At 62.7% G+C, this 14,611-nt stretch carries 13 protein-coding genes; 8 read left to right on the plus strand and 5 right to left on the minus strand.

The window, feature by feature from the left end:
* From RMR13_RS11205 to RMR13_RS11225, 5 genes are all read right to left on the minus strand, one after another.
* A complete protein-coding gene (locus RMR13_RS11205) occupies positions 1–513 on the minus strand; it encodes an NADH-quinone oxidoreductase subunit B (RefSeq protein ID WP_408936583.1) in 513 nt (170 codons plus the stop codon).
* Positions 504–863, minus strand: a complete 360-nt coding sequence (locus tag RMR13_RS11210) for an NADH-quinone oxidoreductase subunit A (protein ID WP_309412547.1) — start codon at positions 861–863, stop codon at positions 504–506. Before RMR13_RS11210 ends, RMR13_RS11205 begins: the two co-directional genes overlap by 10 nt.
* 427 nt (positions 864–1,290) lie before the next feature.
* On the minus strand, positions 1,291–1,710 hold the full coding sequence (locus RMR13_RS11215) for a single-stranded DNA-binding protein (protein ID WP_310600718.1): 420 nt from the start codon (positions 1,708–1,710) through the stop codon (positions 1,291–1,293).
* 458 nt (positions 1,711–2,168) lie between these two features.
* Entirely contained in the window at positions 2,169–3,566 is a 1,398-nt protein-coding gene (locus tag RMR13_RS11220; RefSeq protein ID WP_310600719.1) for an ammonium transporter, read from the minus strand.
* Positions 3,567–3,591: 25 nt separating this feature from the next.
* Complete coding sequence (locus RMR13_RS11225; protein WP_310600758.1) at positions 3,592–3,930, minus strand: P-II family nitrogen regulator; 339 nt, start codon at positions 3,928–3,930, stop codon at positions 3,592–3,594.
* Between the two features lie 523 nt (positions 3,931–4,453).
* On the opposite strand from RMR13_RS11225, the gene RMR13_RS11230 reads away from it, so the two are divergent.
* The 8 genes from RMR13_RS11230 (at position 4,454) to RMR13_RS11265 (ending at position 14,584) form a co-directional block, all read left to right on the plus strand.
* A complete protein-coding gene (locus tag RMR13_RS11230; RefSeq protein ID WP_310600720.1) occupies positions 4,454–4,957 on the plus strand; it encodes an NAD(P)H-dependent oxidoreductase subunit E in 504 nt (167 codons plus the stop codon).
* The gene (locus RMR13_RS11235; RefSeq protein WP_310600721.1) at positions 4,947–6,563 is read left to right on the plus strand and encodes a NuoF family protein; all 1,617 of its coding nucleotides are present in this window, start codon (positions 4,947–4,949) and stop codon (positions 6,561–6,563) included. The genes RMR13_RS11230 and RMR13_RS11235 overlap by 11 nt, the downstream gene beginning before the upstream one ends.
* Entirely contained in the window at positions 6,560–7,276 is a 717-nt protein-coding gene (gene hoxU, locus RMR13_RS11240; protein WP_310600722.1) for a bidirectional hydrogenase complex protein HoxU, read from the plus strand. Before RMR13_RS11235 ends, hoxU begins: the two co-directional genes overlap by 4 nt.
* Positions 7,273–7,806 (plus strand): NADP oxidoreductase, encoded by a 534-nt coding sequence (locus RMR13_RS11245; RefSeq protein ID WP_310600723.1) that lies wholly within the window; start codon positions 7,273–7,275, stop codon positions 7,804–7,806. The genes hoxU and RMR13_RS11245 overlap by 4 nt, the downstream gene beginning before the upstream one ends.
* A gap of 9 nt (positions 7,807–7,815) precedes the next feature.
* On the plus strand, positions 7,816–9,234 hold the full coding sequence (locus RMR13_RS11250; protein ID WP_310600724.1) for a Ni/Fe hydrogenase subunit alpha: 1,419 nt from the start codon (positions 7,816–7,818) through the stop codon (positions 9,232–9,234).
* A 555-nt stretch (positions 9,235–9,789) separates the two neighbouring features.
* Entirely contained in the window at positions 9,790–11,973 is a 2,184-nt protein-coding gene (locus RMR13_RS11255; protein ID WP_310600725.1) for a PAS domain S-box protein, read from the plus strand.
* Positions 11,970–13,985 (plus strand): PAS domain S-box protein, encoded by a 2,016-nt coding sequence (locus tag RMR13_RS11260; RefSeq protein ID WP_310600726.1) that lies wholly within the window; start codon positions 11,970–11,972, stop codon positions 13,983–13,985. The genes RMR13_RS11255 and RMR13_RS11260 overlap by 4 nt, the downstream gene beginning before the upstream one ends.
* Positions 13,982–14,584, plus strand: a complete 603-nt coding sequence (locus tag RMR13_RS11265) for an ATP-binding protein (protein ID WP_310600727.1) — start codon at positions 13,982–13,984, stop codon at positions 14,582–14,584. Before RMR13_RS11260 ends, RMR13_RS11265 begins: the two co-directional genes overlap by 4 nt.
* Positions 14,585–14,611: the final 27 nt, after the last annotated feature.

Raw genomic sequence — 14,611 nt, forward strand, 5'->3', positions numbered from 1 at the left:
TCAGTCGAGAATTCCTTTGAAGTCTTTGTGGCGATCTTTCAGCACAGTTTCACCCTTGATCTGATCCTGGATCTTCATCAGGGCATCCAGAACCGCCTCGGGCCGGGGAGGACAACCGGAAATGTACACATCGACCGGGATGACGGTATCGATCCCCTGGACAGTGCAGTAGTTGTCGTAGATGCCGCCGGAGCTGGCGCACGCGCCCATGGCCACGACCCATTTGGGTTCGGGCATCTGCTCGTAAATTTGTTTGAGAACCGGTGCCTGCTTGTAGCTGATGGTGCCGCAGACGAGCAACAGGTCAGCCTGCCGGGGCGAGAAGCGTACAACCTCGGCACCCCAGCGCGAAATATCGAGCTGACTTGCAGCGGCACTCATGAATTCGATCGCGCAGCAGGCAGTCCCGTAGACAAACGGCCACAGAGAGTACTGACGCCCCCAGTTGATGACTGCGTCGAGCTTGGTGGTCAGTACCGAATCACCCAGACTTGCTTCTAATCCTAACGCCAATTGAGCACCCCTTTCCGAAGAATATAAATAAGTCCGGTCAACAGTAGCACCATGAAGACGACCATTTCCGCGAACCCGAACCAACCCAGCTCGCGTACACCGACCGCCCATGGGTACATGAACACCGCCTCAATGTCGAACAGCAGGAACAGAATGGCCAACAGGTAAAACTTGACGCTGAACTTCTGTTCCGCCAAGCCGATCATCCGTTTGACACCACTTTCATAGGGTTGATTCTTCATCACCCCGCCGGCCCGCGGACCGAACACCGTTGTCACCAGCATGAACAGCGGGACAACGATGGCAATTCCGATCAGGGCCATTGCTGATAGCACCAGTTCCGTCACCATGAATCCAACCTCTCCCTCAGACGTGAAATAGATACGTAACCTTCTATGAACAGCAGGTTATCACAACAAACGAAAATGAACGGCTATTCATTACCGGTAGAGGTATCATCTGTCAAGAAAAATAGTTTTTGGGCACGATCCCCCCAACTTTGCCCCAACAGCGCCTCTATAAAAGCAATTACGGGAAGATCCGCACCCGTTCATCCCATCGGCAATCGATCAGCCGGCAGCGGCCGCAAAAGAGGCCGCCGATGCGTCCTCACGCAAGCCCTTGCCGCCCGCTGCCGAACCTCCACGCCAACCAAAGCGCTCGGAACGGCGCTTCCGGCCGCAGGCGACCGCTTGTCACCGCCCTGCAAACGCATGAAACAGCACAACCCGGACAGCGTATGCCATCCGGGTTGCGGGTGCGCTCCAGGAGCGCGACTCAAAACGGAACATCGTCGCCCATGGGCGGCGGCTCGGGGAACGGCTCCGAACCATAGCCCTGGTTGCCGCCTCCGGATTCGCCTCCGCCACCGGAACGGGGCGAAAGCATTTTCATCTCCCGGGCGATGATCTCGGTGGTATAGCGGTCATTGCCGTTTTGATCCTGCCATTTGCGGGTTTGGAGCTTGCCCTCGATGAACACCCGCGAGCCTTTGGAGAGATACTCGCCGCAGATCTCGGCCAGCCTCCGCCACGCCACGATACTGTGCCATTCGGTCTGTTCCTGCATCTGCCCATCCTGGCCTTTCCAGCGTTCGGTGGTTGCCACCCGGAAGGTGGCGACCGGCGTGCCGCTCTGGGTATAACGAATTTCCGGATCGGCCCCCAGATTGCCGATTAATATCACTTTGTTGACCATCGTTCACCTGCACTTAGAAGTTGCTGGAAGACTCGGCACCTTGACTCTATGCTTCCACGTGGCCGGCATCATAAACCACTTGCCCCTTGAATGCAAAACCTGCGTATCCCATCGCCGCATCCCAGGCCGCAAATGTTGTGACGCTAACCGCAAAAAAAGGGCGCCCCTGGCCGGGACGCCCGCGTTTCTTTTTTTCATCTGATTACCATCGAACTTCAACCAGGCTCGTTTGCCGACAAGCAGCAATGTTCTTGACGCTCCTGAAAGCCGATCGACCAAACGAGATCTCTCACTGCGTTCGAAATGACCATGTGGCCAGCGTTATCCTTGCCCCGAACGTCCTTTGTTGGTCGTTTCGACGAACGCAGCAAGGAGAAATCTCAAGAAATTTCAGCAAAATACCATTCAGGATGCAATCATCTGAGTTTGCGTGGTCATCGTTTTTTTCAAGGGCCGAATCAAAGGTGATACGCCGACTCGCCATGGCTGACCGTGTCCAACCCTTCCCGCTCCTCTTCCTCCGTCACCCGCAGGCCGATGACCAGGTCGACCAGCTTGTAGGCCACGATGGACACCGCTCCCGACCAGAGAATGGTGGTGCCGATGCCCCATAGCTGGCTGACGATCTGGGCGGAGATGGAGTAGTCGGCGACCTTGTCGGCCGCATAGTCGTAGATGCCGACGCCGCCGAGCGCGGGATCGGCAAAGATGCCGGTGAGGATTGCGCCCAACATGCCGCCCACGCCGTGCACACCGAACACATCCAGGGCATCGTCGGCACCGAGCATCCGCTTGAGGCCGTTGACGCCCCACAGGCAGACCACCCCGGCTGCCAGGCCGATAATCAGGGCGCCGCCGATTCCGACCCAACCGCAGGCCGGGGTGATCGCCACCAATCCGGCGACCGCGCCGGAGGCGGCGCCGAGCATGGACGGTTTTCCCTTGAGCATCCACTCGGCAAAGGTCCAGGAAAGCGCGGCCCCGGCGGTCGCGGTCATGGTGTTGCCGAAGGCCAGTGCGGCCAATCCGGTGGCCTCGAGGTTTGAGCCGGCATTGAAGCCGAACCAGCCGACCCACAGCAGGCAGGCACCGATCATGGTCATGGTCAGGCTGTGCGGCGCCATGGATTCCCTGCCGTAGCCGATGCGTTTGCCGATCATGAACGCGCCGATCAAACCGGCAATGGCTGCATTGATATGGACCACGGTTCCGCCGGCAAAGTCGATCGCCCCTTTCTGGAAAAGAAATCCGGCGCTCGCACCGGCCTTGGCGGCGGCCGCGGCATCGGTATACGCGTCGGGACCGGCCCAGAACCAGGCCATGTGGGCGATCGGCAGGTAGGCAAACGTATACCACAGGGCAATGAAGGCCAGGACCGCCGAGAACTTCATCCGCTCGGCAAAGGCGCCGACGATCAAGGCCGGGGTGATGGCGGAAAAAGTCGCCTGGAAGAACACATAGGCCAATTCGGGAATGACCACGCCCTTGCTGAAGGTGGCGGCCACCGCATCCACTCCCACCCCTTTGAGCAGAATCTTGTCGAAACCGCCGAAAAAGGCAGTGCCTTCGGTAAAGGCGATGCTGTACCCGTAGAGCACCCAAAGGACGACACACAGGCAGAAGACCGTGAAAACCTGCATAAGCACGGACAACATGTTCTTGCTGCGCACCAGGCCGCCATAAAACAGGGCCAGACCGGGAATGGTCATCAGGGTGACCAGAAGGGTGGAAACCATCAGCCAAGAGGTATCGCCCTTGTTGGGAACAGGGGCGGCCACATCGGCCAAAGCGGGCTCAGCAAGGCACACGCCCAGGGCCATCAGCGGCATCAAGGAGAAAACTGTCGATTTTTTCATGGAATTTTGCTCCTTTCCATTCGTATCACAGCGCTTCCGAACCGGTTTCTCCGGTCCTGATGCGCATCACCTGTTCGAGATCAAAGACAAAAATTTTTCCATCGCCGATCTTGTCGGTGCGGGCCGCCTGCTTGATGCCCTCGACAACCTGTTCGAGCTGGTTGTCGTCGATGGCAACCTCCACTTTTAATTTTGGAATAAATTCGATGACATATTCGGCACCTCGATACATCTCGGTATGCCCCTTCTGCCTGCCGAAGCCCTTGACCTCGGTTACGGTCACACCCCTGACGCCGAGCGCGGTCAGACTTTCCCGCACCTCGTTCAATTTGAAGGGTTTGATTATCGCGCTGACAAACTTCATGAATCGCTCCTTTTCCGGCAGCCGCCGATCCTGGCCGCCCTGCCCTGTTGATTGAGTTGACATCTCAGATGTTTGCAAACAATTGCCGCTCGTTTCCCTTATCCGGCCAGGCGACAAGACGCCACGGCCGCAATCGGTGAACATCCCCGAAACACGTCCCGTTTCTCTTTTTCGCCTCTTCCTCCCTGGTTGATTGTTGCGCCTTCTTCATCTCCTGCTCGCATCCGGGGTCGGGGTCACGCACACCACTTTATAACAATTTTCATGCCGTTTTTGTGTTTAAGTAAAATTATTTATAAAATCATATAGATTTGATCAAATCACCCTGGCAATCGTGCGCGTAAATAAAAAAACAATTCAATTTTGTATTTATTTTTATTGATGAATAACAAATATGAAGACAATCGACTGAGGGGCAAAGCAAGGGGATGGGAGCCGGCAAAAGAAGGATTGCATTCGCCGGAAAAATAGGAATAAATACACGCTCACCGTTTTCTTCTTTGAGATCGAGGGAAAAGCGCCCATGCCGGCCCAGGAATCCATCGAATCGCCCCCGGAAGACACCCGCTGGCAAGTGGTCGACCGGACCATGCAACGCCTCGACCATCGGCCGGAGGCCCTTATCGAGACCCTGCATGCCGCCCAGGACGCCTTCGGCTATCTCGACAGCGCGACCCTGGCCCGCATCGCCTCCCGGCTTCGCCTGCCCCCGGCCAAGGTGCTCGGGGTGGCCACCTTCTACAACCATTTCCGGCTCAAGCCCAATGGCGAGCACACCCTCTCGGTCTGCACCGGAACCGCCTGTCACATCAAGGGCAACGACAGAATTCTCGCCTGGATGCGGGAGCGCTATGGCCTGGCGCCCGGCGACACCACCCAGGACAACCGCCTCTCCCTGGTCGAGGTCCGCTGCGTCGGCGCCTGCGCCCTGGCGCCGGTGATCCTGACCGACGGCACCCTCGCCGGCAAAAAGAGTTTTACGGAAGCAACCACCATCATTCGGGAGTGGCTGGGCGATGCACCGTGAAGAGCTGGTCGCGCTCGCGGCCGAACATCAACGCCACCTCGACTCTTTTGCCCACCACATCCTGGTCTGCGCCGGCCTGGGATGTCCGGGCAACGAGGCGATCGTCGCCGCCCTGCGCCGCGAGATCGCCGAGCGGCAGCTACAAGACCGCGTGCTGCTGCGCAAGGCCGGCTGCATGGGACTGTGCGCTCTGGGCCCGATCGTCCTGATCCAGCCCGGCGAAATCGCCTACCAGACAGTGGGCCCGGACGATGCCGCCGAGATCGTCGCCTCACTGGACCGAGAGCCGGTCGCGCGCCTGCGCCTGCCGCCAGACCTGCCCTTTTTCGCCCGCCAGCACAAAAATGTCTTGGCCCTGTCCGGCCGGATCGATCCGGAAGACATCCGCGATTACATTGCCGCCGGCGGATATGGCGCGCTGTGCACCGCGCTCGCCACCATGCGGCCGGTCGATGTCGTTCGCTGCATCCAGGAAAGCGGCTTGCGCGGCCGCGGCGGCGCCGGTTATCCCACCGGCTTGAAGTGGGCCACCGTGGCCAAGGCGCCCGGCAACAGGAAATATTTGATCTGCAACGGCGACGAGGGCGACCCCGGCGCCTTCATGGACCGCTCCATCCTCGAAAGCACCCCCCATGCGGTGCTGGAAGGGATGATCATCGCCGCCTATGCCGTGGGTGCCAGCCAGGGATACATCTATGTCCGGGCCGAATACCCCCTGGCCATCAAACGGCTCCGGCTGGCCATCCGCGAGGCGGAGCGCAGGAACCTGCTCGGCCACGCCATCTGCGGCCTGGGCTTCGATTTCACCCTCCAGCTCCGGCTGGGCGCCGGCGCCTTTGTCTGCGGCGAGGAGACCGCCCTGATCGAATCGGTCGAGGGCCGCCGGGGCATTCCCCGGCCCCGCCCCCCCTATCCGGCGGAAAAGGGCCTCTGGGCCTGCCCCACCCTGATCAACAATGTCGAGACCTATGCCAACATCCCGCCGATCGTCGAGCGCGGTCCGGCCTGGTTCTCCGCCCTGGGCACGGAGCGCAGCAAGGGCACCAAGGTGTTCGCCCTGACCGGCAAGATCCGTCATGCCGGCCTAGTCGAAGTACCGATGGGCATGAGTTTGCGCGAGATCATCTTCGATATCGGCGGCGGCATTCCCGACGGCCACGCCTTCAAGGCTGTGCAGACCGGCGGCCCCTCGGGCGGCTGCATCCCGGCGGAATTTCTCGATACTCCAGTGAGTTACGAAAGCTTGAACGAGCTGGGTTCGATCATGGGATCGGGCGGCATGATCGTCATCGACGAAACCTCGAGCATGATCGACGTGGTCAGGTATTTCATGGAATTCTGCTTGGAAGAGTCCTGCGGCAAGTGCGTGCCCTGCCGGGTGGGCACGGCCCAGGTTCATCGCCTGCTCACCCTTTTCCTCGAACACCGGGCCACTGCCGCCGACCTTGCCATGCTGGAGGCCCTGTGCGACCTGATGAAACACGCCAGCCTGTGCGGCCTGGGCCAATCGGCCCCCAACCCCGTGCTGAGCACCTTGCGCTATTTTCGCCAGGAATATCTCGACCGGATAGCACCGGCAGAGCCGGCCACGGAGGAACAGCCATGAGCGCGCCGATCCTCACCCTGACCATCGACGGCCGCCAGGTCAGCGGCCTGGCCTCGGAAACCGTTCTGCAGGTGGCCAGGGAAAACGGAATCGACATCCCGACCCTCTGTTTCCTCGAAGGACTGTCGGCCACCGGTGCCTGCCGACTGTGCATGGTCGAGATCGAAGGCAGCCCCAAGCTGCATCCCGCCTGCGTCACCCCCATCCAGGAAGGCATGGCGGTCACCACCGACTCCAAACGGCTTTTCGGCTATCGCCGGGCCATCGTCCAACTGCTGTTTTCCGAACGCAACCATGTCTGCGCGGTCTGCGTTGCCAACGGCCACTGCGAACTCCAGGAACTGGCCCGGACATTCGGCATCGACCATGTCGAATTCCCCGGCCTCCACCCGGCCCTGGAGGTCGACGCCTCCCACAGCCGCTTCGTCCTCGACCATAACCGTTGCGTGCTGTGTACCCGTTGTGTCCGGGTTTGCGGCGAAATCGAGGGCGCCCACACCTGGGACGTCAAGAACCGGGGCATCCGCAGCCAGATCGTCGCCGACCTCGACACCCCCTGGGGCACTGCCGCCACCTGCACCGGCTGCGGCAAATGCGTTCACGTCTGCCCCACCGGCGCCTTGAGCGAAAAGGGCAAATCAATGGCGGAAATGCGGCAAAAACGCCCTTTCCTCCCCTATCTGGTGGCCAATCGGGCCGAGGAGCGACAATGAGCAAACTGCGCCTGGCCACCCTTTGGCTCGACGGCTGTTCCGGCTGCCACATGTCGCTGCTGGACACGGACGAGCGGCTGCTGGAGCTGGCCGCGCGGGCGGACATCGTCTACAGCCCGCTGGTCGACGCCAAGCAGTTCCCCGAGCGGGTAGACGTGGTCTGCATCGAGGGCGCGGTTTCCACCGGGGAGGACGAAGCCCGGTTGCGGCTGGCCCGCCAACGAAGCGGGCTGCTGATCGCCATGGGTGACTGCGCGGTCACCGGCAATGTGCCGGCGATGCGCAATCCCCTGGGCGCCGAGGCGATGCTCCAGGCCGTTTACCGGGAAAGCCCGGTCCTGGCGCCGCAGATTCCCACCGAGGATTTGCCGCGCCTGCACGACCATGCCCTGCCCCTGCACCGTTTCGTGCCGGTCGACCTCTTCATCCCCGGCTGTCCGCCCGCCGCCGGCACCCTGTTCGCCGCCCTCGACGCCCTGATCGCGGGCACCGCCGACGGCCTGCGGCTCGACACCCGGTTCGGCGCCTAGGAGATTTCCATGCAGCAGATCACCATCGAACCGGTCAGCCGCATCGAGGGACACGCCGCCATCCGTCTTTTTCTAGACGATGCCGGCCGGGTCCGGGATGCCCGCTTCCAGGTCAATCAGTTCCGCGGCTTCGAACGGTTCGCGGTCGGCCGGCCCTTCTTCGAGATGCCCGCCCTCACGGCCCGGACCTGCGGCATCTGCCCGGTCAGCCACGAGCTGGCGTCGGCCAAGGCTTGCGACCAGTTGCTGGCGGTCGCCATCCCGGCGGTGGCGGCCAAGCTGCGCCGCATCCTGAACCTGGCCCAGCTCATCCAATCGCACGCCTTGAGCTTTTTCTATCTGGCCGCGCCGGACCTCCTTTTGGGCATGGACCACCCGCCGGAGAGCCGCAACTTTTTCGGCCTTGCCACCGCCGATCCCCAATTCGCCCGCGACGGCATCCGACTGCGCCAATTCGGCCAACAGGTGATCGAGCGCCTTGCCGGACGGCGCATCCACCCTTCCTGGGCGGTGCCGGGCGGCGTCGGCTCGCCGTTGGCCGCGCCCGCGCGCGAGGCCATGCTCGCCGAACTGCCGGCAATCGTCGCCCTGATCCGCACCCATCTGGACCGGTTCAAGCACACCCTTGATCGCCACCGGGAGCACGACCGCTTCTTTGCCCGTTTTCCCAGCCTGTTTCTCGGGCTGGCCAACGAGGCCGGCACGCTCGAGCACTACGACGGCCGGCTGCGGTTCATCGACGCCGAGGGCGCGCCGGTGGCCGACGACCTCGACCCCGGCGCGTACCGACAGGCCATCGGCGAGGCGGTCGAGCCCTGGACCTATCTCAAGTTCCCCTATTATCTGCCCCACGGCTACCCCCAGGGCATGTACCGGGTGGGGCCGTTGGCCCGCCTCAACCTCGCCCGCCGTTGCGGCACCGAGTTGGCCGACCGCGAACTGGCCCTGTTCCGCGCCCTGGAGCCCGGACCGGTGCTCGGCACCTTCCAGGCGCACTACGCCCGCTTGATCGAAATCCTGTACGCAACGGAGCACATCGAGCGCCTGTTGGCCGAACCGGACATCCTCGACCAACGGGTCAGGGCCGTGGCCGGGATCAACAACCTGGAAGGCGTCGGCATCGCCGAGGCCCCGCGCGGCACCCTGATCCACCATTACAAGGTCAACGAAGACGGCCTGATCGAATGGATCAACCTGATCATCGCCACCGGCCACAATAACCTGGCCATGCAGCGGGGCATTCTCCAGGCGGCGCAGCACTTCCTCGACGGCACCCCTCCCCGCGAGGGCCTGCTCAACCGGATCGAGGCGGTGATTCGCAGCTTCGATCCCTGCCTGGCCTGCGCAACCCACGCGGTCGGCACCATGCCCCTGACCATCGATCTCGTCGGCCCGGACGGACGCCTCCTCGACCGACTCCAACGCTGACTCGCCCCGCGCATCTCGCCCGCCCGACCAGCCATTCCCCGTTTTTTTCAGCTGTTGCGCCGCCGCCGAATCGCGCCGCCACAGCTGATGCCCCAGTCGAAACCGAAAAAGAGAGATACCACATTCACGCTGTCTCCAATCGGTAACAACTCCATATTTTCCCGCTTTCTCCGGTGATTTGATGAAACAGCCCCTTGCATTCCCCGCTCATTTGACGTAAGTATATCTGCATATGTTTCCATCTACCGACTGCCGCCCAGCCGGTTTCGGGAAACGCAGCCTCCTATCCGACACAGATCGGGAAGGGCGCAAGAGCCCCGCGCGTCCGTGGACGCCAAACGATTGCACGAGGGGGATTGCATGGCTCCGGCATACAGAAAGAGTACCGCGTCAGGCCACCCGCCTCCTTTCCCGTTCGGGATTCGGCGGCCGTTCGCCTCCTCTCCGGACAGCGCCGGTCGTGGCGCCCGTGACAGAGGCACTTCCACGAAACCTCGCCCCTTCGCTCTTTTCCTTGCCCGCCTGATCTGGCTGGGCGCCCTGCCGCCGGTGCTGGTGGCAGCCTGGCTGGCCGCCGACAGCATCCTCGACCGGCAGAAGCAGCTTCACCAGCAGGCCGCCGGCATCGCGCAAAATTTCATCGCCGCCGTCGACCGCGAGCTCGATGCCCGCATCCGAGCCCTGGAGGTCCTGGCGATGTCGCCGCTGATCAACGATCCCGACCGATGGCCGGAGCTGTACGCCGAGGCCCGCGCCTACCACAACAGCTTGGGCAACCATTTCATCCTGGCCGATACCGGCGAGCCGATGCAGATGTTGTTCAACACCAACCATCCCTTCGGCACCGCCCCTTCCGCCCTGCCGCTACCCGACGGCCATGCCGCCGCCCCCTCCGCCCTGGTAACCGGCCGGCCGGCAATCGGCGACACCTTTCCCGGACCGGTTGTCAAGCAGGCGATGGTCACGGTGGTGGTTCCGGTCGTCCGGAACGACCAAACCACGCATCTCTTCCTCGCCTTCCTAGAGGCGGAACAATTCCAGGAACTGCTGGACCAGGTGGCTTTCCCGGACGGCTGGGCCGTCACCCTGCTGGATGGGCGCGACAATGTCATCGCCCGCCGGGCATCGCAAGGATTCAACGGCGGCGGCGATGCGAACGAAAAGGAACGGTTTGTGAGCCACTCCTCGACCGCTGCCTGGTCGGCGATGGTGGAAATTCCCCGGTCAGTGATCCATATGCCTCTGCTGTCCGCGACAGCGATCTTGTCCCTGGCCGTTCTGGCCGCCAGTGCCGCCAGCGCGATCGGCGGCCTCCACGCGGGCCGGCGGCTGGGGAGGCAGGTCGCTGCCCTGGCCGATGCCGGCAGCCCCGACGAACCGTCCCTGATCGCGGAAATCGTCGCGGCCCGGAAAAGCCTGGCGGACGCGGACGCCCGTCTGCGACACAGCGAAGCCCTTTGGGCCGCCACCATCGAACAGGCCACGGTCGGCATTGCCGTGGTCGCCGTGGACGATGGCCGCCACCTGGCCGCCAACCACGCCCTGGGCGCCATGTTCGGCTACAGCCGGGAAGAGCTGTTGGCCACATCCTGCCCGCAATTGAGCCATCCGGACGAGGTGGCGGAGGACCAGGAGCATCTCGAACGCCTGCTTGCCGACGAGGCTACGTCCTATACCAGGGAAAAACGGTGCGTTGCCCGCGACGGCACCGTGTTCTGGGCCCAGATCGGCGTCTCTCTGATCAGACAGCCCGACGGTACGCCGGACTGTTTCGTGGTGGTGGCGGAGAACATCCAGGCGCGCAAGGCCATCGAAGCGGCCGTGCGCGAAAGCAGCCGGATGCTCAACGATATGGCCGCGATGGCCCATATCGGCGGCTGGAGCTTCGACCTGGCGAGCGCCAAGGGCTCATGGACCGCCGAGGCGGCGCGGATCCACGATTTGCCGGAAGACACGCCGATGGATATCGACATCTGCCTCGGCTGTTTTACCGGCGAACACCGCCCCGCCATCGAAACCGCGGCCCGGGCCGTCATCGACCGGGCCATCGGCTTTGATCTCGAACTGGAGATGCGGACCTGGACCGGCCGTTGCAAATGGGTCCGGATCCTCGGCCATCCGGTGATGGTCGAGGGCAAGGTCATCCAGGTGCAAGGCACCATCCAGGATATCACCAACCGCAAACTGGCGGAAATGGCCCTGGCCAAAAGCGAACAGAGCTATCGCGAGGTGGTGGAGAACGCCAACAGCGCCATCCTCCGCTGGTCGAGCGACGGCATCATCACCTTTGCCAACGCATTCGCCCAGCAGCTTTTCGGCTGGGACCGGACCGACCTGTCCGGGCGCCATATCGGCGTGCTGGTGCCCGAACGCGAATCCACCGGGGCCGATCTGTCCGGACTGGTCGCCGACATCGCCGCATACCCGGAACGCCACCGCTCCAACATCAACGAAAATATCCGGCGCGACGGCAGCCGTCTCTGGATGGCCTGGACCAACCGGGCGGTCCGCAACGCCCAGGGCCAGGTCGCGGAAATACTCGCCCTGGGCAACGATATCACCGAACATAAACTCCTGCTGGAAGAACTCAAGCGCCGCAACGAGGAACTGGAACGATTCAACCGCGCCTCGGTGGATCGGGAACTGCGCATGATCGAACTCAAGCGCACGATCAACCAACTGTCGAGCCAACTCGGTCGTCGATCCCCCCACGACATTTCCTTCGTCGACGAGCCATGAAACCCATTACCCGGAACCGATTCATCGTCCAGGCCACCCTGGGATATTTTCTGCTGGCGATCGGTTGGATCTTTCTCTCCGACCGGCTGCTGATGGCCTTTGTCGACGTGCCTTCCCTGGTCTGGCTGTCCACGGCCAAGGGGATCTTTTTCGTGCTGGTCAGCAGCGCCTGCTTTACCCTGGCCCTGCACATCGTCCCCGCCGACGATCACCGGATGCCGGCCAAGACCTGCGCAGAAGAGGTCATCGACGTCCTGATCTCCCATCCCTGGCCCCGCCAGCTTTCCTATGTCTTCGCGGTCGTGCTGACCCTCGTCATGTTCTTCGTCCGCAAGCAGATGCCCGTTGACTTCGACGAGCGGCCGTTGCTCATTCTTTTCGTGCTGCCCGTCTCCCTGGCCGCCCTGCTGGGCGGGCTGGGCCCGGGTTTGCTTGCCACCGCAATCGCCAGTCTGCTCTGCCTGTACTGCTTCGTCCCGCCGGTGCACGGTTTTGTCGGCAAGGCCAGCCACGATCTCTTCCAATGGGGCATGCTGGTTCTCGACGGCCTGATCATCAGTCTGGCCAGCGAAACCATCCATCGGCTACGGTATCGGGAGCAGGCGCGCCGGCAACAACTCGAGGAAGTCAACCAGGCCCTGCGGGCCAGCGAGGAGCGATTCCGCCGACTGTTTGAAAACGCGCCGGTGGCCATGTCGCTGGCCGACAGCGGCTCGACCATCCTGGCGCAGAACAACCGCATGAACCAGCTGTTCGGCTATGCCCTCAACGAACTCCCCACCATTGCCGACTGGCAGCAACGGAGCTATCCCGATCCCATGGTCCGGGCGCAGGCGCAGTCCCAATGGCAGCAGGCCATCGCCCGGATGCCGCATCCGGACCATGCCATCGACGCCGGCGAATACCGCGCCATTTGCAAGGATGGTTCCGAAAAAAACATCCAGCTCTTCAGCTGCAAGCTGTCCGACGGCTCCTACCTCACCACCTTCATCGACATCACCGAACGGGTGCGCGACCGGGAAACCATCCTCGACCGCGAACGCAAGCTCAGCGCCATCGTCGACAACACCCTGGCCCTGTTCAGCCTGAAAACCGTCGACGGCCGCTACAACCTGGCCAACCCCAACCTCCAACGCCTCCTGGGCATGGACGAAAAGACGATCGTCGGCAAGACCGACGCCGACCTCTTTACCGCCGAAAGCGCCGAGACGCTCCGCGCCAACGACCGGAAGGTGCTTGCCGCGCGAAGCCCCTGCACCACGGAAGAGGTTCTCGTCGTCAAGGACAGATCCCTCACCTTTGCCGCCAACATTTTTCCCATCTTCGATCGCCAAGGAACCATTGCCTACCTCTGCAGGATTGCCCACGATATCAGCGAGCACAAACAGACCGAGGCCGAACTGAAAAGCCTTCTGGAACAACAGCAGGAGGCGCGGCTCGCCGCCCTCAACCAGATGCAGGACGCGAACATCGCCTGGGCACGGGCCAAGGACACCCTCAAAATCCTGCAAGAGAGCGAGGAACGGCTGTCGCTGTTCATCGAACACGCCCCGGCGGCCCTGGCCATGTTCGATCGCACTATGCGCTACCTGGCGGCCAGCCGCCGATGGCGGGACGACTACACCCTTGGCGACCGGATCATCATCGGCCGGTCGCACTACGAGGTGTTCCCGGAAATCGGCAAAACCTGGCAGACCGTGCATCGCCGGGCCCTGGCCGGCGAAGTCATCCGCGTCGACGAAGACAAATTCGTCCGGGCCGACGGCCGGGTGCAATGGCTGCGATGGGAGGTCCGCCCCTGGAGGGATGCCGAGGGCGAGGTCGGCGGCATCGTCATTTTCACCGAGGACATCACCCGATTCAAGGAAGCCGAGGAGGAGATCCACCGGCTCAATGCCGATCTCGAGCGGCGGGTGGTCGAACGCACGGCGGAACTCACCGCCTCCAACCGCGAGCTGGACATCTTCGCCACGCCGTTTCCCACGATCTCCGCGCCCCGCTTCGGGCGATGAACGGTTTTTCTCGGGCCCTGATCGAGGATCACGGCGGGCAGCTCCAGGGCGACGGCAGGATGTTTCTGGAGCAGATCATCGCCGGCAGCCGCAAGATGGGCGAGCTGATCGACGGACTACTGACCTTGTCCCGCTCGATCCGGGGGCCGATGCGGCGGCAGCGGATCGACCTGGCCGAGATGTCGGTGCGGCTGCTGTCGGAAATGGCCCGCAACGAGCCGGAAAGAAAGGTCCGCTGGGAAGTTGAGCCGGAACTGGTCGTCCGGGGCGATGCGCCCATGATCGAGGCGGCCCTGCACAATCTGCTGGCCAATGCCTGGAAATACACCTCCCGCCGGGAAGAGGCGCTCATCCGGGTGTACGTCACCCAAGACGGCGAGTCGGCCTGGATATGCATCGGCGACAACGGCGCCGGGTTCGACCCCTCCCATGCCGGCAAACTGTTCCAGCCGTTCCAGCGGCTTCACCGCCAGGAGGAGTTTCCGGGCATCGGCATCGGCCTGGCCACGGTCCAGCGGATCATCCACCGCCACGGCGGCACCATAACGGCCAGCGGCCGCGTCGATGCCGGCGCCACCTTTTGTTTTTCCCTTCCCTGATCGCTTCAAGTGTGTCAATGAGGTTTC

Source organism: Desulfobulbus sp., assembly GCF_031547805.1.
In the GTDB taxonomy this organism is placed as follows: Bacteria; Desulfobacterota; Desulfobulbia; order Desulfobulbales; family Desulfobulbaceae; genus Desulfobulbus.

What these genes read in the sequence shown, in the direction of transcription:
- RMR13_RS11210 (WP_309412547.1), bottom strand. Translation starts at nt 863, where the DNA reads ATGGTGACGGAACTGGTGCTATCAGCAATGGCCCTGATCGGAATTGCC.
- RMR13_RS11250 (WP_310600724.1), top strand. Translation starts at nt 7,816, where the DNA reads ATGCAGCAGATCACCATCGAACCGGTCAGCCGCATCGAGGGACACGCC.
- RMR13_RS11235 (WP_310600721.1), top strand. Translation starts at nt 4,947, where the DNA reads ATGCACCGTGAAGAGCTGGTCGCGCTCGCGGCCGAACATCAACGCCAC.
- RMR13_RS11225 (WP_310600758.1), bottom strand. Translation starts at nt 3,930, where the DNA reads ATGAAGTTTGTCAGCGCGATAATCAAACCCTTCAAATTGAACGAGGTG.
- RMR13_RS11260 (WP_310600726.1), top strand. Translation starts at nt 11,970, where the DNA reads ATGAAACCCATTACCCGGAACCGATTCATCGTCCAGGCCACCCTGGGA.
- RMR13_RS11220 (WP_310600719.1), bottom strand. Translation starts at nt 3,566, where the DNA reads ATGAAAAAATCGACAGTTTTCTCCTTGATGCCGCTGATGGCCCTGGGC.
- RMR13_RS11215 (WP_310600718.1), bottom strand. Translation starts at nt 1,710, where the DNA reads ATGGTCAACAAAGTGATATTAATCGGCAATCTGGGGGCCGATCCGGAA.
- RMR13_RS11245 (WP_310600723.1), top strand. Translation starts at nt 7,273, where the DNA reads ATGAGCAAACTGCGCCTGGCCACCCTTTGGCTCGACGGCTGTTCCGGC.
- hoxU (WP_310600722.1), top strand. Translation starts at nt 6,560, where the DNA reads ATGAGCGCGCCGATCCTCACCCTGACCATCGACGGCCGCCAGGTCAGC.
- RMR13_RS11265 (WP_310600727.1), top strand. Translation starts at nt 13,982, where the DNA reads ATGAACGGTTTTTCTCGGGCCCTGATCGAGGATCACGGCGGGCAGCTC.
- RMR13_RS11230 (WP_310600720.1), top strand. Translation starts at nt 4,454, where the DNA reads ATGCCGGCCCAGGAATCCATCGAATCGCCCCCGGAAGACACCCGCTGG.